Source organism: Devosia sp. J2-20 (assembly GCF_055808475.1).
Genome location: NZ_CM147870.1, coordinates 3,496,550 through 3,515,640, shown reverse-complemented (window position 1 = coordinate 3,515,640; position 19,091 = coordinate 3,496,550). Strand labels below are relative to the sequence as shown.

Below are 19,091 nucleotides of genomic sequence, written 5' to 3'. Positions count from 1 at the left end.
CTGGGGGAACCCGGCGGTGTTTTTCTTTGCCCCGCTGGTAGAGCAAGACTTTCTAATTCGGCCTCCACACACTGGCGGCTATGCCTTCCCGCTGGCACAGACTCTGTCTAGCCTGAGCCTCAAACCGCCCAATGGAGTGCGCAATGGCCCAGCCTGTCACCGACGCTGATTTCACCACCGAAGTGCTCAATGCCGACAAGCCCGTTCTGGTCGATTTCTGGGCCGAATGGTGCGCCCCATGCCTGGCCATGGGCCCCACACTCGATGAACTAGCCGTCACCCTGGCCGACACCGTCAAGATCGTGAAGCTGGATGTTGCCGCCAATCCTGCCGTGACCACCCAGTACAATGTGCGCAACATGCCCACCCTGATCGTGTTCAAGTCTGGTCAGCCTGTGGACATGAAGGTGGGCGCCGGTCAGTCGCGCGTGCAACTGATCAAGTGGCTGGAGCAGCACGCGGCGTGAGTTTCGCCGCCCGGCCACATCTGCTAGTGCTTGCCGATAACAAAAAGACTCTAGGGAGCAAGCCCCATGGCGCCCATCGATCTCGCTGCCGCCCCGTTCCACCTCGATGACGATGCCGTGGCCTGGGTGCACACCACCCGGGACAGCTTCAGCCCGCGTGACAAGCTCGCCCAGCTCTTTGTTCTGCTCGCCCGCGGCACCCCTGAACAGACTGCCGAACAGGTTCGCTCCTTCAAGCCCGGCGGGATCACCCGCATCTATTCGCCCGATCTGCCCGCCGAGATCGCCCTGGCGCGCGATCTGGCCGAACTCAGTGCCGTGCCGCTGCTGATCAGCGCTGACCTTGAGGGCAGCCGCATGAGCCTGGCCATAGGAACATCCGTGCCCAACCCGCTTGGTCTGGCAGCCATTGATGATCTGGAGGCCACCACGGCGATCTCGACCCTGATGGCGCGCGAAGCCAGTGCCGTGGGCCTGAACTGGAGCTTTACCCCGGTTATCGATCTCAACATCGCCTGGCGCAGTGCCATTGTCGGCACCCGCTCCTATGGCAGCGATATCGACAAGGTCGAGCGCCACGCCCTGGCCCAGATTGCCGCCTTCCAGGCCAATGGCGTTGCCGCCACGGTCAAGCACTGGCCCGGCGAGGGCTATGATGATCGCGACCAGCATTTGGTCACCACCGTCAATCCGCTCTCGATGAGTGAATGGGAAGACACCTTTGGCCGCCTCTATCGCAAGGCCATCGATGCCGGCGTGATGAGCATTATGTCCGCCCATATCGCGCTGCCCGCCTATGCACTCTCGCTTGATCCCGATGCCGGCCCCGAAGCTTATCGGCCTGCCTCGCTCAGCCGCATTCTCAATGAAGACCTGCTTCGCCGCGAACTCGGCTTCAACGGCCTGATCGTTTCCGATGCCACTGCCATGGCGGGGCTGGGCGATTGGGGGCCGCGCGATCAGACCCTGCCCGAAGTGGTGATCGCCGGTTGCGACGTCATCCTGTTTTCCGATGATCCCAATGCCGATCTGATGCGGCTGGTCAAAGCGGTAGCCGATGGCCGCCTGAGCCAGGAGCGCGTCGATGAGGCCGTCACCCGCGTATTGGCACTCAAGGCCGCTCAGGGCCTGCACAAGGGCAATACAGCCCCCGATCTCGACGCCGCCAGCAATGTCGTGGCGACCGAGGCGCACCGCGCCACCGCCGAAGCGATTACCGCCCGGGTCCCCACCTTGGTCAAGGACGTCAACAATCTCCTGCCGCTCTCGCCGGGCAAGCACCGCCGTGTGCTGATCTATACGGGCGGCGTGGTGCTGCCCTTCGTGCCCGAGCCGTTGCCACTCAGCGTGCCCATCCGGCTCGAGGAAGAGGGTTTTGAGGTCACCGTGTTCACCCCCGGCATGGAGGTGAACCCCAGGGATTTCGATCTGGTGCTCTATCTGTTCGCCGAGGAGACCCTGCTGGGCCGCAGCCGCATCTTTCTTGACTGGGTCAAGCTGACCGGCAACGTCTTTGGCGGCATGGCTCGGGTCTGGCACGACGTGCCCACGCTGATGATCTCGTTTGGCTATCCGTATTATCTCTACGATGCCCCGCGCGTGCCCGCCTATATCAATGCCTATGGCTCCAGCGAGTCGCTGCAGGCCGCGGTGGTCGAAGCCATTATGGGCCGCGCTGAATTCACCAGCACCAGTCCCGTCGACCCCTTTGTCGGCAGTGATCAGGGCAAATACTAGCCACACGCCCTCCCTTCTCCCCGCGCCAGGGGAGGACTGGAAGGGACAGGAGTCACCTGTCGGCTAGACTGACAGCCACAGCTTAGTCCGGTGGCGTGCCGTTCTTGGCCAGGACATCGCCGGCCAGATACAGCGAACCACAGATCAGCACCCGTGCATTGGGGATGGCTGCCGCCGCCTGCAGCGCCGACAGGATCGACCGCTTCGGCGTCGCGGCAAACCCGGCGGCCTTGATCGTTTCGGCCATATCGGCCGCCTTGTGCGCATTGGGCTCATTGGGCACGGTCAGGGTGAATACCTGCTCGGCCTTGCCAGCGAAGGGGCCAAGGAAGGCCGCAGGGCTGCGTGTATTCATCATCCCCATGATCAGCACCAGCGGCGCCGGGCGGTTGCGGTTCATCTCGTCAATCGCCTGCGCCAGCGCGGTGGCGCCGTGCACATTGTGCCCGCCATCAAGCCATAGCTCGCTGCCCGGTCCCAGCAGGTCGCGCAAGCGGCCCCGCAGCGGCATCATCCGCGCCGGCCACACCACCTGACGCAGGCCCTTGGCCAGAGCGGCTTCATCGACCGGCAGACCGAACTGGCGCGTCGCGGCAATTGCCAGCGCCGCATTGTCATACTGGTGTGCCCCGATCAGTGCGGGTGGTGGCAGGTCGAGCAGGCCGTCTTCATCCTGATAGACCAGTCGGCCATCCTGTGCCGCGCCGTGGAAATCCTCGCCCTGAAACAGGGGCGTAATACCCAGGCGCCGGGCCGCCCGGTCGATTACCGCACGGCCTTCCTCCTGCTGCATCCCGATCACGGCCTTGCTGCCGCGCTTGAGAATGCCGGCCTTGCTGACCGCGATTTCGGCAATCGTATTGCCCAGAAAACCCTGATGATCCAGATCCACCGGGGTGATGATCACCCCCAGCGGATGGGCCACGATATTGGTGGTGTCATAGGTGCCGCCCATCCCGGTTTCGAGCAGCAGGTAATCCGCCTCGGTCTCGGCATAGAGCATCATGGCCACAACCGTGGTCACCTCGAAAAAGGTGATCGGCCTGCCCGCATTGACGGCTTCGACATGCTCGAGCATCTGGTTGAGCCGACGCGTGCCCACCAGCTTGCCGGCCAGCCTGATGCGCTCATTGAAATGCACCAGATGGGGCGAGTTATAGACATGCACGCGCTGCCCGGCGGCTTCAAGAAAGGCCCGCAAATAGGCAATGGTCGAGCCCTTGGCATTGGTGCCCGCCACATGGATCACCGGTGGCAGCTTGTCCTGCGGTCGGCCCAGCGCGTCCAGCAGGGGCAGCATGCGGTCCAGGCTGAGATCGATCAGCTTGGGGTGCAATTGGCCAAGGCGTTTGAGGATGGCGTCGGTACGGGACATGCGGACTCACCGGAAACGTTAGAGCCCCGGTTTACGCTGTTGGCGCCGTCCGGCTCAAGCCGTTCTGCGTCGGCATGCTGATTGTTTGTCATCCCGGCGTACCGGGATGACCTGATCGTCTGGTTGGGGAGGCGACTAGAACTCGTTCCAGTCCTGCGCCACAGCGGCATTGCCGTGGCTGATATAGGCCTTGGCAGCCTGCTTGACCTTGTCCTGCAGCCCCTTGATGCCGCCGCGGGGTTCTTCGACCAGCGGCGCCTTGGCAGCAACCGGGCCATCCTCGAGCACGAAGATATCCACGATGCGGTCCAGTTCGGACGCCTGACCTTCAGTCTGTTCAATGGCCGCATTGGTTTCTTCAACCAGTGCCGCATTGTGCTGGGTCATCTCGTCCATCAACCGCACCGCGACATTGACCTCTTCGATCGAAGACGCCTGTTCCTTGCTGTCGCGGGCAATCCCTTCCATCACCAGGCTGTTCTCGCGAATGCCTTCAAGGATGGCCTCGAGCTTGCCAGCGGCATCGGCCACCAGCTTGGAGCCACCAGCCACTTCGCTGGCACTCTGCTCGATCAGCACCTTCACATCCGCCGAAGCCGATGCTGCCGACTGCGCCAGGCGGCGCACTTCCACGGCCACCACGGCAAAGCCCTTGCCCGCATCACCGGCCCGCGCCGCTTCCACCGAGGCGTTCAGCGCCAGCAGATTGGTCTGGAAGGCGATGTCATCGATCATGCCGATAATGTTGGAGATCTTGGCCGACGAGCTGGTGATCTTTTCCATCGCGCCTGTGGCCTGGTTCATCACCTCACCACCTTCGGCGGCCGTCTGCGACACCGTCTTGGATTTGACGCTGGCCTCTTCGGCCTTCTTGGCGCTTTCGAGCACGGTTGAAGCCAGCTGTTCCATGGTCGCCGAGGTTTCCTCGATGGTGGCAGCCTGCTTGGTGGTGCGCTCGCTCAGATCATTGGCACCGGCCAGAATTTCCCCTGTCGCCGAGCGGACACCGCGCGATGTGTGGCGCAATTGGCCAACAATATCGGTCAGCTTGTCGGCCACTGCATTGGTGTTGTCGCGCAGCTTGGCAAAGGCACCCTTGTAGTCACCCTTGACACGCTGGGTCAGATTGGTGTCGGCCAGCGAGGCCAACACGTCACCAGTCTCATCAATGCCGCGATCCACCGTTTCGACCAGAGAGTTGACGCTGCTGGCCAGATTGTTCAGCTCGGCATCGGGGAAATCGGCATGCACGCGCTTGCTGAAATCGCCATTGATGGCTGCATCGACAACCTCGCCAAACGCCAGCTGCAGGTCCTGCATCATGCGTTCACGGTCGGCCTTGTCATTGACCAGCCGGGCCGCTTCACTGTCGCTCATCGCCGCTATCTTGACCCCGTTCTCACGGAACACCTCGACCGCCCGCGCCATCTCGCCCAGTTCGTTGCGCGCCTTGGTATAGGGCACCACGGCATTGGCCGGGTCCTCGGTCACCGCACTCATGGTCTTGACCAACTGGGGGATCGGGCGCATCAGCCAGCGCGAAGCTAGGAACATCACCACACCCACAGTGGCAAACACCAGCGCCGAAACAGTGAACAGCATGCGCAGCGTCTCATCCTGCGCTGCCGCGATCTTGGCCTTCTCCACGCCGGCATAAAGAATGCCGACAACCTGTCCGGCAGTATCCTTCATGGGTAGGTAGACCGTGTAATAGGGCGTGCCCAAAATCACCGCTTCACCCAGATAGGTCTGGCCATTCATGATCACCGGATAGACCGCGCCGGTCTTGCCCAGCGGCGTGCCCACCGCGCGTGAACCATCGGGCTTAATGATATTGGTGGTCTTGCGCCAGAAGTCTTCGGTCTCAGGATCCCAGGCGAACACTGTCGCGGTTTCGCCCGTCACCTGGGTAATCTGCTCAATCAGCGCATTATCGGTGAATTCCGGCATGGCCGGTACGGTGACGCCAGCCACCTGATTATCTGCCGTCCAGTTCACCTCGGTGCCCTCAACAGCCTGGCCGAACACGGTAGCGGCGATGCGCAGATTGGCCAGCTGATTGTCGCGTGCCAACTGTGCCGTTCCTGCGGCAAGGTTGAGATAGACCACCATGGCGACGGCCGCCACGGCGACGGCCACGCCGCCAATGGCCATGACCACGATGGAGGTTGAAAGCTTCATTCCGCCGCGGAAGGATATTTTTTTCATACGTGTATTTCCTGCTGTCTCGCCACGTCCCGTATGGCGGCCTTGGATCTATTCTTGAGTGGTGCTGCGTCGCTGTCCCCCATGGGCAGCGCTGATTGTGTTTCGATCCATCCGCTATCGCTACTCGACACAGCGAGGGTCGGCGCAGTGCCGGCCGCTCGCGCTCAAAGCGCCAGTCAGATCAAATGGATGCCGTCTCGTCCGGTAGAACGGTGTTCTCCAGGGTCGGGTTGAGGTGATATTTCGGCTGCGCCCCCACAGCCGAAATCCTATTCAAAGGCGTTCCCACCATTCAAAGTTGACCGATATCCTTAAGGTATCGTGAAATTTGCGCCCTGCTGAGCCGGCGCAATGCAGCCATGAAAAAGGGCGCCCGAGGCGCCCTTGAAGAATTGCTTGATACCAGTGGTTTGGCGGATTTACTCGGCATGCGCCGCATTTGGGGGTGTGTCGAGATCGCCATCATCGCCTTCGGCAGCGACGGCCGCGTCGCGCATTGTGCTGCGGGCAACTGCAGGTGCCTTGTTGCTCGCCAGCGCGTCGGGCGCGTCGCTCTTGGTCAGGATCGCGGCCAGCGATCCAATCGTCGAGCGCAGATCGTGGCGGTGCACCACCATGTCGACCATGCCATGCTCATAGAGATATTCCGAGCGCTGGAAGCCCTTGGGCAGCTTCTCGCGAATGGTCTGCTCGATCACGCGCGCGCCGGCAAAGCCGATGCGGGCGCCGGGTTCGGCAATATGCACATCGCCCAGCATGGCGTAGGACGCGGTCACCCCGCCCGTGGTGGGGTCGGTGAACACCACAAAGAAGGGCAGGCCCGCTTCGCGCAGGCGCAGCACGGCAACCGTGGTGCGCGGCATCTGCATCAGGCTGAGCACGCCTTCCTGCATGCGCGCGCCACCCGAGGCGACGAACAGCACGAACGGTGTCTTGCGATTGGCCGCCGTTTCCAGCCCGGTGATGATGCCCTGACCCGCAGCCATGCCGAGCGAACCGCCCATGAAGTCGAAATCCTGCACGGCCACGGTGACGTCACGCTCATAGAGCTTGCCCGTTGCCACCAGTACGGCGTCTTCGTAGCCAGTCTTGGCCCGGCTTTCCTTGAGGCGGTCGGTATAGCGTTTCTGGTCGCGGAATTTCAGCGGGTCGACCGGCACGCTGGGCACGCTGACCAGCTTGTACTGGCCTTCGTCGAAGAAATTCTTGAGCCGGTCTGCCGGCTTGATCTTCATGTGGTAGCCCGAATTGGGCACGACCCACTGGTTCGCCTCGAGATCGCGATAAAACACCATCTCGCCGGACTCGGGATCCTTGACCCACAGATTCTCGGCAATCTGCGACTTGTCGCCCAGGATGGAGCGGATTTTGGGGCGGACGAAATTATCGATCCAGTTCATGGCGGGCCTCGCGCGGTGACTAGTGCGTCACCTAAGCTTGTAATTATGGCAATTCTTATCAGGGGCGGGGGGCAAGGGCAAAGGCGCAGACACCCCTGTGGATAGCTCTATCCCCGGGCGCGTTTCACGCCACCGGCCAGATCGGCCACCAGATCGCGCACCGCGCTGACCGTTGTATCGCTCGCCTTGCCGTCCACCAGCGATTGCGCCACCGCATCCACCAGCACTGAGCCCACCACAATGCCATCGGCATGCTTGCCGATATCGGCGGCGTCTTCGGCGGTCTTGATGCCAAAACCCACTGCCACGGGCAGATCGGTGTGGCTCTTGATACGGTCCACCGCATCGCCCACCGCGCCGCGCGACTTGATCGCCGCTCCGGTCACCCCGGTCATCGACACATAATAGACAAAGCCCGACGAATTCTTCAGCACGGCGGGGAGCCGCTTGTCATCGGTGGTTGGCGTGGTCAGGCGAATGAAATTGAGCCCTGCCGCCATCGCTGGCAGGCACAGCTCGTCGTCTTCCTCGGGCGGCAGATCGACAATGATCAGCCCGTCCACGCCCGCTTCTTTGGCCGCAGCCACAAATTTGTCGACGCCAAAGATATAGATCGGGTTGTAATAGCCCATCAGCACGATCGGCGTGGTCTCATCCTTGCGGCGGAAATCCTCGACCATGCCCAGCACGCCGCGCAGGGTCTGCCCCGCTGCCAGCGCCCGCTGCCCGCCCAGCTGAATGGCCACGCCATCCGCCATCGGGTCCGAGAACGGCATACCCAGCTCGATAATGTCGGCGCCTGCCTGCGGCAGGGCTTCAAGAATGGCCTGGCCGGTCGCCAGATCAGGATCACCCGCCATCACGAAGGTCACCAGCGCCGGGCGCCCTTCGGTCTTGAGCGCAGCAAAACGCGTATCGATACGTGTGGTCATTTAGAGCAGCCCCAGATATTTGCCGACGCTCTCCACGTCCTTGTCGCCGCGGCCAGACAGGCACAGCACGATTGACTGATCCTTGCCCATGGTGGGCGCGACCTTCATCAGTTGAGCCAGTCCATGCGCGCTTTCGAGCGCCGGGATGATGCCTTCAAGCTTGGTGCACAATTGGAACGCGGCCAGCGCCTCATCATCGGTGATGGGTGCATAGGTGACGCGCTTGGTGTCATGCAGGAACGAATGCTCGGGGCCAACACCGGGATAATCCAGCCCGGCCGAAATCGAGTGGCCTTCGAGAATCTGCCCGTCAGCGTCCTGCAGCAGATAGGTGCGATTGCCATGCAGCACGCCGGGCGTTCCGCCGGTCATCGAGGCGGCGTGGCCGTTTTCGGTGTCGATGCCATGCCCGCCCGCTTCGGCGCCATACAGCTTGACCTCGGGGTCATCCAAAAACGCATGGAATGTGCCGATGGCATTGCTGCCGCCGCCCACACAGGCCACCACCGCATCAGGCAAACCGCCTTCGCTGCTGGCGAACTGTTCCTTGATTTCGGTGCCGATCACGCTCTGGAAATCGCGCACCATTTCCGGATAGGGGTGCGGACCCGCTGCCGTGCCGATCAGGTAATAGGTGCTCTCGACATTGGTCACCCAGTCGCGCAGCGCTTCGTTCATCGCGTCTTTGAGCGTACCGGCGCCGGCCGTCACCGCGCGCACTTCAGCGCCCAGCATTTTCATGCGCAGCACATTGGGCATCTGCCGTTCAACGTCGGTGGCGCCCATGAAGATGGTACAGGGCAGGTCGAACTTGGCGCACACCGTCGCGGTTGCCACGCCATGCTGGCCCGCGCCGGTTTCGGCGATCACCCGCGTCTTGCCCATGCGCTTGGCGAGCAGGATCTGCCCCAGGCAATTATTGATCTTGTGGCTGCCGGTATGGTTAAGCTCTTCGCGCTTGAACCAAACCTTGGCGCCGCCCAGATGCTGGGTCAGCCGTTCGGCGAAATAGAGCGGGCTCGGTCGGCCCGCGTAATGGGTCGACAGACCACCCAGTTCGGCCTTGAACGCGGGGTCCTTCTGGGCCGCCCGGTAATGGGCTTCAAGATCCAGGATCAGCGGCATCAGCGTTTCGGCAACAAACCGGCCGCCAAAAATGCCGAACCGGCCATTCTCGTCAGGACCGTTGCGCAAGGAATTCAGGCCGTCGGTGTCCACTGCAGCATTTCCTTCGATTGTCAGCCCGGTCCGGCCGGGTGACCGAAGGGCTTGGCTTATACGGCGGCGCGGGCGTTTCGGATGAATGCCTCGATCAGCGCCTTGTCTTTGACCCCTGGCGCGCTCTCCACTCCAGAAGACACATCCACCCCGAACGGGCGTACGGTCTTGATGGCTTCCGCGACTGTCTCTGGTGTCAGGCCACCGGAAAGCATGAAGGGGATGGATGGGTCAAGCGCCTTGAGCAGCGCCCAGTCAAAGGTGTCGCCCAGCCCGCCGGGGCGGTCGGCGCCCTTGGGTGGCTTGGCATCAAGCAGGATGCGGTCGGCAATGTCGACAAAATCGGCAACATGGCCGACATCCTCGGCCGAGCCGATTGGCAGCGCCTTCATGATCTCGACGCCCGCTTCGGCGCGAATGGCTTCCACGCGATGCGCCGATTCCGGCCCGTGCAACTGGATCCAGTCAGGCCCCAGCGCGGCAAATTCGGCCACCGAGCTATTGTCGGGATTGACCAGCAACACGCAGGTTTCGACCCGGCCGCGCGCCTGCGAGATCAGATGGGCAATGGCGTCGACGCTGGTATGGCGCGGCGAGCGCGTGAAGTGAACAAAGCCCACCATGTCGGCCCCGGCTTCAATCGCCGTTTCCAGAATTTCAGTGGTCTTGATGCCGCAAATCTTGATGATGAGGGGGTCGGCCATAGGGGTGCTCAGCGCAGCTCCAGAAGATCGTCGACGTCGTTACTGTTGGTCGAGGGGCTGCGCTGGGTCTTGCGCAGTTTTTCCAGCTCGCCAGTAAGGCTTTGTGCCTCGCGCCGCCAGTGCTTTTCACCGCGACGATGGTGGCCTTGCGCAAACCAGGTGGCAATGCCGCCGGCCAGCACGCCGATCAGCAGCACCACATAGAGCACCACGAACATCGGCACGCCATAGCCAGGCGCCGCATTGGCGTCACCGGGTGCGAAGGGATTGAAATTGATGGTCACGAAGTGGCGGTTCGCCAGGGCAAAGACGACAAGCCCCAGGCACAAGGGAACCAGCACCAACCAACCGACGATTTTGTTGACCATTACGTTTAGCGCCTATGGGGCCCAGGCCCCGTTTACGAACGGTTGAGCCGCTCGCGAATTTCTTTGCCGGCCTTGAACTGCGGCACGTATTTCTCGCCCACATCAACCTGCTCACCCGTGCGCGGGTTCCGGCCGATACGTGCGGGACGGTTTTTCACCGAAAAGGCACCGAAGCCGCGCAGCTCGACGCGATCACCGCGCGCCATCGCGTCGCCGATCTCATCCAGGATCGCATTGACGATGTTCTCGATATCGCGCTGAAACAGATGCGGATTTTCAGCGGCGAGCTTCTCGACGAGTTCCGACTTGATCATCCGATGCTCCAATTGGCAGGCAGCCGCCTCTTTGCGTCAAGAGGCGCTTCCAACCTGCCAAAGCGAAACCAGCCCGTCAAGCGTGATGGGGCCCTGCGGCAATCCGAGCATGGCGCGCGCCTGTCCGCCCAGCAGCGTTCCGAGCAGGTCAAAGCCCTGTTCTGGCTGGGGCCACACGGTGTGGATGTCGGTATCGGCTGCGACATCGTGCTCGCGTTCCAGCCAGGCCCTGGCTTCCAGCTCACCGCCGATTTCGTCGATCAACCCGTCGGTCAGCGCCACCCGGCCGGTCAGGATGCGGCCATCGGCCAGCGCCAGAGTCTGCGGGCGGCTCAGGCCACGTCGTTCCGCTACGATATCGACAAACCATTGAAAGCTGTCATCGACCAGGGCGGCAATCGAGGCCCGCGGCGCCCCTGCCAGTGGCTCATTGATGTCGGGCTCGGCCTTGAGCGGCCCCGAGGCAACCTTGTCGAGATCCACGCCAATGGTGTCCAGCAACTTGCCCGCATTGACGTGCTGATATAGCACACCGATCGAGCCCACGATCGATAGCCGTCGCGCAAAGATCCGGTCGGTACCAATGGCGGTCATATAGGCCGCCGATGCGCCCAGCTCCTTGATCACTGCCACGGTTGGTTTTTCGGCGCGCAAATGCCCCAGCGCCTCATAGAGTTCTTCGCCACCCGCCGTGGTGCCGCCCGGCGAGTTGATCGCAATGATCACCGCCTTGACCGCATCATCCTTGGCCAGGGCGTTGATGGCAGCCAGGCGGCCCGGATCCGTGGCAATCGTGCCATCCACCACCAGCCGCGCCACGTAATCGCCCTTGGCCCCATTGGGCAGGGCAAAACGCCCCACGCCCACAATGACGATGATGGCCAGCGCGATGAACGCCAGCGCCCGCCAGATTCCGCGCGATTTGCGAAACGTCTCGGCGGCAATCTGCTCATGCGGATCGGAAACGGGCGGCGATTGGAAATTCTCGGTCATCGGGGCCTCACGATAGCGTCACCGTGCGGTACGGCGCATGGCCGGGTTTGGCAAGTCACAAGGGCTGCCCCAGATCGGCTCAGAAGCTTTTGACCATGAAGCGCGCCGTGGCCTCATAGCTGGCCAGCTTGGCGATCAGTTCGGGTGCCAGCACGCTCGGACTGAGCGCGCGAAAGCCATGCTTGTGCCAGAACGGCAGCGAGCCATTGACCGCCACCAGGCTCATATGGGCAAAGCCACGACCGCGCGCATGGCGCTGGATTTCGCCCACGATCATTGCTGCGGCGCCCGTGCCGCGTGCCTTGTTGAGCAGCGCCAGATCATGAATGTAATAGGTGTCGGCGTCGTCCGGCACGGCGCCCAGCAGCGCGTTGAGCGCGGGCAGTTCCTTGAAGCGCCAGGGATGGCTGAGCACATAGCCCGATGGCACGCCGTCCAGCTCGAGCAGTCGCGTGCCCTCGCCATACAGTTTCTGGCGCTCTGCAAACACCGCGCCATCCTCGGGGAAATCGGGATGCACGATCTCGGCGATGGCCTCAACCGCCGGTAGATCAGGGGGGTCAAAGGCCGCCAGTGGATCGTGTTGCTCATGATCGCCTTTAGAAAGCAAAAGGCCCGCGCTGTGAAGCGCGGGCCCATCGTTTTGCAGGTTAGAAAACCTACTCTTTTTCGCGATCCTTGAGGGCAGCGCCCAGGATGTCGCCCAGCGATGCGCCCGAAGCGGACGAACCGTAATTGGCAACAGCTTCTTTTTCTTCGGCGATTTCGAGCGCCTTGATCGAGAGCTGGATGCGCTGGGTCTTGCGATCGTACTGGGTGATGCGCGCATCAACCTTTTCGCCCTTGCTGAAACGCTCAGGACGCTGATCGTTGCGATCGCGGCTGAGGTCGGCACGGCGGATGAACGCAGTCATTTCGCTGTCGGCGAGACGGACTTCGATGCCGCCATCGTTGACCTCGGTGACGGTACCGGTGACGATCGAACCCTTGCGGATGCCGCCTTCGGTGCCAGCAGTGTCGGCGACTTCGCCGGTCGACAGCTGCTTGATGCCCAGCGAGATGCGTTCCTTTTCGACGTCAACATCGAGGACCTTGGCCGAAACCATGTCACCGCGGTTGTAGTCTTCCAGAGCGATTTCGCCCGACTTCTGCCAATCGAGATCGGACAGGTGGACCATGCCGTCGACATCGCCGTCGAGGCCGATGAACAGGCCGAATTCGGTCTTGTTCTTGACTTCGCCTTCGATGACAGCACCCACGGGGAACTTCTCGGCGAAGCTTTCCCAAGGATTGGCCAGGGTCTGCTTGAGACCCAGCGAGATGCGGCGCTTGTCCGGATCGACCTCGAGCACGACAACTTCGACTTCCTGAGAGGTCGAAACGATCTTGCCGGGGTGCACGTTCTTCTTGGTCCAGCTCATTTCGGACACGTGGATCAGGCCTTCAATGCCTGGCTCCAGCTCAACAAAGGCACCATAGTCGGTGATGTTGGTGACGCGACCGGTGAACTTGGCCTCGATTGGGTACTTGGCTTCGATGCCTTCCCATGGATCAGCCTGAAGCTGCTTCATGCCCAGCGAGATACGATGGCTCTCGTGGTTGATGCGAACGATCTGGACCTTGATGGTCTCGCCGATCGTGAGCACTTCCGATGGGTGGTTCACACGACGCCATGCGATGTCGGTGACATGGAGCAGGCCGTCAATGCCGCCCAGATCAACAAACGCACCGTAATCGGTGATGTTCTTGACCACGCCGTCGACAACCTGGCCCTCTTCGAGCTGCTGCACGATTTCCGAACGCTGTTCGGCGCGCGACTCTTCGAGGATGGCACGACGCGACACGACGATATTGCCGCGACGCTTGTCCATCTTCAGGATCTGGAATGGCTGTGGCACGTTCATCAGGGGAGCGATATCGCGGATGGGGCGAATATCGACCTGCGAACGGGGCAGGAACGCAACGGCGCCTTCGAGGTCGACGGTGAAACCGCCCTTGACCTGGTTGAAGATGGTGCCTTCAACGCGCTCATTGTTGGTGTACATGACTTCGAGCTTGACCCAGCTCTCTTCACGACGGGCCTTTTCACGGCTCAGAACGGCTTCGCCAGCGGCGTTTTCGACGCGGTCAACATAGACCTCGACGATCGAGCCAACAACGATCAGGCCATCACGGCCAGCAGCACCAAATTCCTTGAGCGGAATACGACCTTCGGTCTTCAGACCGACGTCGATGATCGCCAGGTCTTTTTCGATCGCAACGACGGTGCCTTTGACAACGGCGCCTTCAAGCGGCTCGTTATCAACGAACGAGTCCATCAACAGCGATTCAAAATCTTCTTTCGTCACAGTTTGCTGTGCCAAATATCTTCTCCGTTTGCACCGGTGGTTGGGGGTTGAGCATCGCCAGAAACGGGACCCGCCCGCTGATCTTGTCAGCAGCCGGCACACGGGCTCCGTTCGAAAACGGCGATGGATTGGGTATAAGTCCGCTTGGCATCGCTGAGGCTGATTGCCGGGGCCGAACGCACAAGGTTGGATTTGAGCCTTACAGCCCTGCCTTGCGCGCCATGGTCCCATCGACAATCGCGATGGCTGCGCGGAGTGACGCCTCTATATCGAGAAGCGTCGTATCGAGCAAGTGCGCGTCCTCGGCTTTGTAAAATCCGCCGTGCGGATTGGCCATGTCGCGCGCGTCGCGTTCTTCAATCTGGTGATAGAGCGCATAGCGATCAACCGCCTCGCCGCGCTTTTCAAGCTGGCGCGCCCGGCGCTCCATGCGCACCTTGCTGTCGGTGCGGATAAACAGCTTCACATCGGCATGCGGGGCGATCACCGTGCCAATATCGCGACCATCAAGCACCGCGCCACCCGGCTGCGCCGCAAAGTCGCGCTGATAATCAAACAGCGCCTGACGCACCCCGGCAATCACCGCCACCTTGCTGGCCAGCACGCCAACCCCCGCCGAAACCAACGCTTCGGGGTCGATATCATCCTGCTTCAGGTTCTGCGCCGCGGCGATGGCGCGCGCTTCGAAGTCCGGCGCATCCTCAAGCCCGCTGACCGCGCGGCCGACAGCGCGATACAGCAATCCGGTGTCCAGGCACGGCAATTGATAATGTTGTGCCAGTCCCGCGGCCAGCGTGCCCTTGCCCGATGCGGCCGGTCCATCCACGGCAATGATCATGCTTTAGCGTCCCTTGCTTGGCGGAAAGTGCCCGCCTACTTGTGTCATGGTAGCCACGAAATCGGGGAAGCTGGCGGTGATCGCTTCGGCATCTTCAATGCTTACCCGGTGTCGGCTGGCCAGCCCCAGCACCGCAAAGCTCATGGCAATCGCGGCATCGCCGCCACTGCGCACACGGCCACCGCCACCCACCTTGCCTTCGCCGGCAATGATCAGGCTGTCCGCATTGCGGGTCACGCTCACCTTGTTGGCACTCAGACCGGCTGCAATGGCCGCCAGTCGGTCATCATCGGGACCGCTAAGATCCTGCAGGCCCTCGATCACCGTCTCGCCCTGCGCATAGGCCGCGGCAATCGCCAGGGGCGCAATATCGTCGAGCATGGCGCCGGCATGGCGCGGGTCCACCCGCACCCCCTTGAGCCAGCTCGAGCGCACGCGCAGATCGGCGATATGCTCGCCCGCAATCTCGCGCTGATTGATGAACTGGATATCGCCGCCCATCTCGAGCAGCGTATCGATCAGCCCGGTGCGCAGCGGATTGATCAGCACGTTTTCGATAACCAGGTCGGAGCCTTTGACGATCAGCGCCGCCACCACGCCAAAGGCCGCCGCAGACGGGTCGCCCGGCACGCTGAGTACCTGAGGTTTGAGCTCAGGCAGACCGACAAACCGAATCGTCACCCCGTCACCATGACCTTCATCGGGGGTGGTGGTGATGTCGGCGCCAAAGGCGGCCATAAGTTTTTCGGTGTGGTCCTGTGTGGCCACGCTCTCATAAATCTCGTGCGCGCCCGCCATCTGCAGCCCCGCCAGCAGCAGCGCGGTCTTGGCGGTTGGGGCGGGGGTCTCAAAGCGTTGCCGCACCGGCAGTGGCAGGCAGGCGCCGCGCAGGCTCATCCGCCCGTCCGAGCGCCGCTCGACGCTGGCGCCGATCGCGCTCAGGCTGTCACTGAGTATGGCCGTTGCATCGCCGCGTAGCGTGGGAACCTTGCCGAACTGGGTGGTAAAGCCATAGGGGGCCATCAAGCCCATCAGCAGGGCGGCGCTATGGGCCGATTGCCCCGCCGCAAGGGCGTCTTCGGGCTCCAGCAGGCCTGCAACCCCCAGCCCGTGGACGCGCCAGTCATCGCCATTCTGCTCGATGGTGACGCCCATCTGCCGCAACGCCGCCACACAGGCCAGCACCGCACTTGAGGCGCGCAAACCACTGATCGAGCTGACCCCGACCGTCAACGCGGCCAGTAGCAGGGCGCGCTGTGAAATGGCGATGTCGCCGGGCGTCGCAAACCGTCCGCTGAGCGGGTCGGCACCTTGGACGGTGAGCGTGGCGGGCGTGGTGTTTGCATCGGTCATGGGCGCTCCGGACTTAACACGGTCATATGTGGTATTGCCATCACCCCATAGGCCTTGGAAGCTGCTCTCCACATTTTCGGTTTGACAGGGACCTGCTTTGCCCATAACCGGACTGACCAAACCCGGGGCAAATAAACGCCCACAAACCCCATCCACGAGGAACATCGATGGCCAGTTCCGACCGCGGCACCAAGCGGACCGACCCTGAAACGGGCAAGAAATTCTACGATCTCAATCTCGATCCGATCGCTTCGCCCTATACGGGCAAGAGCTACCCGCGCTCCTTCTTCGAGCAGGCACCCGTGACCGCCAAGGCGGCACCGGTCAAGGCCAAGCCCGTTGTGGCTGAAGAAGAAGAGGATGAGGTCGAGGACGTCGCTGCACCCGTCATCGTCTCGCTCGAAGAGGCTGATGCCGAGGAATCGGGTGACGAGGATATTCCAGATACCGATGACGTCGAAGTCGACGAAGAACTCGGCGAAGACGATGCCGACACCTTCCTCGAAGACGATGAAGATGATGACGACGATATCGGCTTTGACGTCAACGACGACGAAGAGACCTGATTTTACGTGATATTTCGACCGGCTGAGCCGTTCAGCCGGTCGAATAAAAAAGTGTCATTTAGGCACTTGCAAGGGCCGGGATCATCCAATAGGTTCCGCCTCGCTTCGGACGGGAAATATCCTTCGAAGACCCATGGAATGGGGCCTTAGCTCAGCTGGGAGAGCGCTTGCATGGCATGCAAGAGGTCAGCGGTTCGATCCCGCTAGGCTCCACCATTTCCTTCTCCACATCATCCAGCCTGCTGCCGCTGCCCGCGTGGGGCAAAAGCCATGCGCGTTTACGCGTATTGCGTGCGCTTTGATGAACAGTGCAGTCAGTTATGGGCAAATTGTCCTGGCCTACCCCGATGCCTATTTGAGCGCTTCAAATCGCACTATGAGTATCGGAATTCCCGCCATGACCGCCCATTCCCCGCGCAGCACTGAACACCGCATCGATCCCGACATGCTGGCGCGCTGGTCGCCCCGCGCCTTCTCTGATGAGGCGATTCCCCAGAATGATCTGCTGACCATTCTTGAGGCTGCCCGCTGGGCCCCGTCCGCCTTTAATGGCCAGCCTTGGCACTTCGTCTATGCCCGCCGCGATTCCGAGCACTTCAAGCGCCTGCTCGATCTGCTGGCCCCGTTCAATCAGGGCTGGGCACAGCACGCCGCCGCGCTGGTCTTTATTGCCTCGCGCACCGTTGGCACCGCCCCCGGCGCCACCGAAGCCACCCCCAATCGCTGGCACGCCTTCGACGCCGGCGCCGCCTGGAGCCTTCTGGCGCTGCAGGCCACCAAGCTGGGCTGGCATGCCCATGGCATGGGCGGCGTTGATTTCGAGCGCGCCTCGGCAGAGCTGGACCTGCCCCAGGACTGGCGCATCGAGATTGGCGTGGCGCTGGGTCGCCAGGGCGATGTCGCCAGCCTGCCTGAAGCGCTGCAGGCCCGCGAGGCGCCAAGCCCCCGCAAGCCGCTCGCCTCGGTCATTTCCGAAGGCCGCTTCTCGGCCTGATAGCCTTCCGATCACAATCAAGGGGCAGGGCCGGCTGGCTCTGCCCCCTTTGTCATGGCCACGCGATGCATTGACCATACCGCCGCGCGCCGCCCATGCTCGCCATCCACCAGAATCGGATGCGCGTCTTGGCCAAAGCCCCCATCGTTCTCGATCCCGTGCGCGCGCGCCATCTCTGGATTGCCGCCCAACGCCTTGATAACCCGGCGCCCTTTGGTGCCGGGCCCGAGGCCACGCGAGCAGCGATTGCCCATCTGGGCTATGTGCAGATCGACACCATCAATGTCATCGAACGCTGCCATCATCACATTCTGGCAGCGCGCATCCCCGATTATCAGCGCAGCGATCTCGGCCACGTCCAGTCAATCGACAAGTCGGTGTTTGAATACTGGACCCATGCGCTCAGCTACGTGCCCAGCGCCGATCTGCCCTATTTTCTGCCCGCCATGAAAGCCCAGCGCACCGGTCTCAGCCGTTGGTTCGGTTCGATCACCCCTGCGGAATCCAAAGCCATGCTGGCGCGCCTGCGCCGCGATGGTCCGCTCTCCATGCGCGATTTCGCTGATGACGAACGGGTCGACAAAACCCATCTCTGGGCCAGCCGCAAACCCTCAAAGCGCGTACTCGAAGCGCTGTTCTATCAGGGCCACGTCACCGTCTCGGCGCGCCAGGGCATGCTTAAGACCTATGACCTGATGGCCCGCCATTTTGACTGGTCAGCCGCACCCAGGCCCGCCACGCCGCGCCAGATTACTGCCTATCTGCTCGATCGCGCCCTGCGCAGCCAGGCCATTGTCAGCCTTGACTCCATCTGCCATCTCAATGCGCCGGCCAAGGCCGCGATACGCGAATTGATCGACAGCCGCGTTCGCCGCAAACAGCTGGTACCATTGACCATTGGCGACAATGACAAGCTCATCCACTGGGCCGAACCGAAGACGCTTGAAATGCCCGCTGGCGCCCCCGGATCTGGTCCATATCCTGTCGCCTTTTGATCCTCTGATCATCCAGCGCAAGCGGCTCAAGCTGTTCTTTGACTACGACCACCTGTTCGAGGCCTATCTGCCTCGCCGCCAGGCGCAAGCTGGGCTATTTCGCCCTGCCTGTGCTGATGGGCGGCACCATCGTGGCCGCGCTTGATCTCAAGACCGACCGTGCAGCCGGCAAGTTGCTGGTGCAGAACTGGGTCAATCTGGTCGATACCGGCGCTCAGGGACGCGCCGCCATCGAGGCAGCACTGACCCGTTTCGAGCGCTTCCAGCTCGGTGCCTGAGCC

Annotated in this window: 17 protein-coding genes, 1 tRNA gene and 1 pseudogene; 6 read left to right on the top strand and 13 right to left on the bottom strand. The window is 62.1% G+C overall.

From position 1 onward, the window contains the following. The first annotated feature begins 143 nt into the window (after positions 1 to 143). Both trxA and AC0L37_RS17425 read left to right on the top strand, forming a co-directional pair. Positions 144 to 467, top strand: coding sequence for a thioredoxin (trxA, locus tag AC0L37_RS17430; RefSeq protein ID WP_212659232.1), 324 nt, complete (start codon positions 144 to 146; stop codon positions 465 to 467). A gap of 66 nt (positions 468 to 533) precedes the next feature. After that, the gene (locus AC0L37_RS17425) at positions 534 to 2,204 is read left to right on the top strand and encodes a glycoside hydrolase family 3 protein (protein ID WP_282222494.1); all 1,671 of its coding nucleotides are present in this window, start codon (positions 534 to 536) and stop codon (positions 2,202 to 2,204) included. Between the two features lie 82 nt (positions 2,205 to 2,286). On the opposite strand, the gene AC0L37_RS17420 is transcribed toward AC0L37_RS17425, so the two are convergent. The 13 genes from AC0L37_RS17420 to AC0L37_RS17360 all read right to left on the bottom strand — a co-directional run bounded on the left by AC0L37_RS17420 (position 2,287) and on the right by AC0L37_RS17360 (position 16,255). Further along, on the bottom strand, positions 2,287 to 3,579 hold the full coding sequence (locus tag AC0L37_RS17420; protein ID WP_282222495.1) for a bifunctional folylpolyglutamate synthase/dihydrofolate synthase: 1,293 nt from the start codon (positions 3,577 to 3,579) through the stop codon (positions 2,287 to 2,289). Positions 3,580 to 3,714: 135 nt separating this feature from the next. After that, on the bottom strand, positions 3,715 to 5,787 hold the full coding sequence (locus AC0L37_RS17415) for a methyl-accepting chemotaxis protein (RefSeq protein ID WP_282222496.1): 2,073 nt from the start codon (positions 5,785 to 5,787) through the stop codon (positions 3,715 to 3,717). A 419-nt stretch (positions 5,788 to 6,206) separates the two neighbouring features. Further along, entirely contained in the window at positions 6,207 to 7,187 is a 981-nt protein-coding gene (gene accD, locus AC0L37_RS17410) for an acetyl-CoA carboxylase, carboxyltransferase subunit beta (RefSeq protein ID WP_282222497.1), read from the bottom strand. 107 nt (positions 7,188 to 7,294) lie between these two features. Beyond that, positions 7,295 to 8,119, bottom strand: coding sequence for a tryptophan synthase subunit alpha (trpA, locus tag AC0L37_RS17405; protein ID WP_269371906.1), 825 nt, complete (start codon positions 8,117 to 8,119; stop codon positions 7,295 to 7,297). Continuing rightward, a complete protein-coding gene (trpB, locus tag AC0L37_RS17400; RefSeq protein WP_212659237.1) occupies positions 8,120 to 9,337 on the bottom strand; it encodes a tryptophan synthase subunit beta in 1,218 nt (405 codons plus the stop codon). 56 nt (positions 9,338 to 9,393) lie between these two features. Then, the gene (locus AC0L37_RS17395) at positions 9,394 to 10,041 is read right to left on the bottom strand and encodes a phosphoribosylanthranilate isomerase (protein WP_282222498.1); all 648 of its coding nucleotides are present in this window, start codon (positions 10,039 to 10,041) and stop codon (positions 9,394 to 9,396) included. Between the two features lie 8 nt (positions 10,042 to 10,049). After that, positions 10,050 to 10,409, bottom strand: a complete 360-nt coding sequence (locus AC0L37_RS17390) for a LapA family protein (protein WP_212659239.1) — start codon at positions 10,407 to 10,409, stop codon at positions 10,050 to 10,052. Positions 10,410 to 10,441: 32 nt separating this feature from the next. Then, a complete protein-coding gene (locus tag AC0L37_RS17385; protein WP_146291309.1) occupies positions 10,442 to 10,723 on the bottom strand; it encodes an integration host factor subunit beta in 282 nt (93 codons plus the stop codon). A 36-nt stretch (positions 10,724 to 10,759) separates the two neighbouring features. Further along, on the bottom strand, positions 10,760 to 11,716 hold the full coding sequence (gene sppA / locus AC0L37_RS17380) for a signal peptide peptidase SppA (RefSeq protein ID WP_212659240.1): 957 nt from the start codon (positions 11,714 to 11,716) through the stop codon (positions 10,760 to 10,762). Positions 11,717 to 11,795: 79 nt separating this feature from the next. After that, positions 11,796 to 12,326 (bottom strand): GNAT family N-acetyltransferase, encoded by a 531-nt coding sequence (locus tag AC0L37_RS17375; RefSeq protein WP_282222499.1) that lies wholly within the window; start codon positions 12,324 to 12,326, stop codon positions 11,796 to 11,798. A gap of 49 nt (positions 12,327 to 12,375) precedes the next feature. Beyond that, on the bottom strand, positions 12,376 to 14,034 hold the full coding sequence (gene rpsA, locus AC0L37_RS17370) for a 30S ribosomal protein S1 (RefSeq protein ID WP_473313531.1): 1,659 nt from the start codon (positions 14,032 to 14,034) through the stop codon (positions 12,376 to 12,378). 229 nt (positions 14,035 to 14,263) lie between these two features. Then, positions 14,264 to 14,902: a (d)CMP kinase gene (locus AC0L37_RS17365; RefSeq protein WP_269371915.1), complete on the bottom strand. Its 639-nt coding sequence runs from the start codon at positions 14,900 to 14,902 to the stop codon at positions 14,264 to 14,266. A gap of 3 nt (positions 14,903 to 14,905) precedes the next feature. Next, positions 14,906 to 16,255, bottom strand: coding sequence for a 3-phosphoshikimate 1-carboxyvinyltransferase (locus AC0L37_RS17360; protein WP_282222500.1), 1,350 nt, complete (start codon positions 16,253 to 16,255; stop codon positions 14,906 to 14,908). A gap of 167 nt (positions 16,256 to 16,422) precedes the next feature. Here AC0L37_RS17360 and AC0L37_RS17355 point away from each other — a divergent pair, with 167 nt between their 5' ends. The 4 genes and pseudogenes from AC0L37_RS17355 to AC0L37_RS17340 all read left to right on the top strand — a co-directional run bounded on the left by AC0L37_RS17355 (position 16,423) and on the right by AC0L37_RS17340 (position 19,088). Continuing rightward, a complete protein-coding gene (locus AC0L37_RS17355) occupies positions 16,423 to 16,821 on the top strand; it encodes a TIGR02300 family protein (RefSeq protein ID WP_473313528.1) in 399 nt (132 codons plus the stop codon). Positions 16,822 to 16,961: 140 nt separating this feature from the next. Further along, positions 16,962 to 17,037 (top strand) — tRNA-Ala (locus tag AC0L37_RS17350). A gap of 181 nt (positions 17,038 to 17,218) precedes the next feature. Then, entirely contained in the window at positions 17,219 to 17,815 is a 597-nt protein-coding gene (locus AC0L37_RS17345) for a nitroreductase family protein (RefSeq protein ID WP_212659246.1), read from the top strand. 119 nt (positions 17,816 to 17,934) lie between these two features. Beyond that, a pseudogene (locus tag AC0L37_RS17340) lies at positions 17,935 to 19,088 on the top strand (winged helix-turn-helix domain-containing protein). Positions 19,089 to 19,091: the final 3 nt, after the last annotated feature.

Coding starts and splice junctions, on each gene's coding strand:
- AC0L37_RS17385 (WP_146291309.1), bottom strand. CDS start 10,723: ATGATCAAGTCGGAACTCGTCGAGAAGCTCGCCGCTGAAAATCCGCAT.
- AC0L37_RS17415 (WP_282222496.1), bottom strand. CDS start 5,787: ATGAAAAAAATATCCTTCCGCGGCGGAATGAAGCTTTCAACCTCCATC.
- trxA (WP_212659232.1), top strand. CDS start 144: ATGGCCCAGCCTGTCACCGACGCTGATTTCACCACCGAAGTGCTCAAT.
- AC0L37_RS17360 (WP_282222500.1), bottom strand. CDS start 16,255: ATGACCGATGCAAACACCACGCCCGCCACGCTCACCGTCCAAGGTGCC.
- trpA (WP_269371906.1), bottom strand. CDS start 8,119: ATGACCACACGTATCGATACGCGTTTTGCTGCGCTCAAGACCGAAGGG.
- AC0L37_RS17355 (WP_473313528.1), top strand. CDS start 16,423: ATGGCCAGTTCCGACCGCGGCACCAAGCGGACCGACCCTGAAACGGGC.
- AC0L37_RS17345 (WP_212659246.1), top strand. CDS start 17,219: ATGACCGCCCATTCCCCGCGCAGCACTGAACACCGCATCGATCCCGAC.
- AC0L37_RS17390 (WP_212659239.1), bottom strand. CDS start 10,409: ATGGTCAACAAAATCGTCGGTTGGTTGGTGCTGGTTCCCTTGTGCCTG.
- AC0L37_RS17425 (WP_282222494.1), top strand. CDS start 534: ATGGCGCCCATCGATCTCGCTGCCGCCCCGTTCCACCTCGATGACGAT.
- sppA (WP_212659240.1), bottom strand. CDS start 11,716: ATGACCGAGAATTTCCAATCGCCGCCCGTTTCCGATCCGCATGAGCAG.
- AC0L37_RS17420 (WP_282222495.1), bottom strand. CDS start 3,579: ATGTCCCGTACCGACGCCATCCTCAAACGCCTTGGCCAATTGCACCCC.
- AC0L37_RS17395 (WP_282222498.1), bottom strand. CDS start 10,041: ATGGCCGACCCCCTCATCATCAAGATTTGCGGCATCAAGACCACTGAA.
- rpsA (WP_473313531.1), bottom strand. CDS start 14,034: ATGGACTCGTTCGTTGATAACGAGCCGCTTGAAGGCGCCGTTGTCAAA.
- AC0L37_RS17365 (WP_269371915.1), bottom strand. CDS start 14,902: ATGATCATTGCCGTGGATGGACCGGCCGCATCGGGCAAGGGCACGCTG.
- accD (WP_282222497.1), bottom strand. CDS start 7,187: ATGAACTGGATCGATAATTTCGTCCGCCCCAAAATCCGCTCCATCCTG.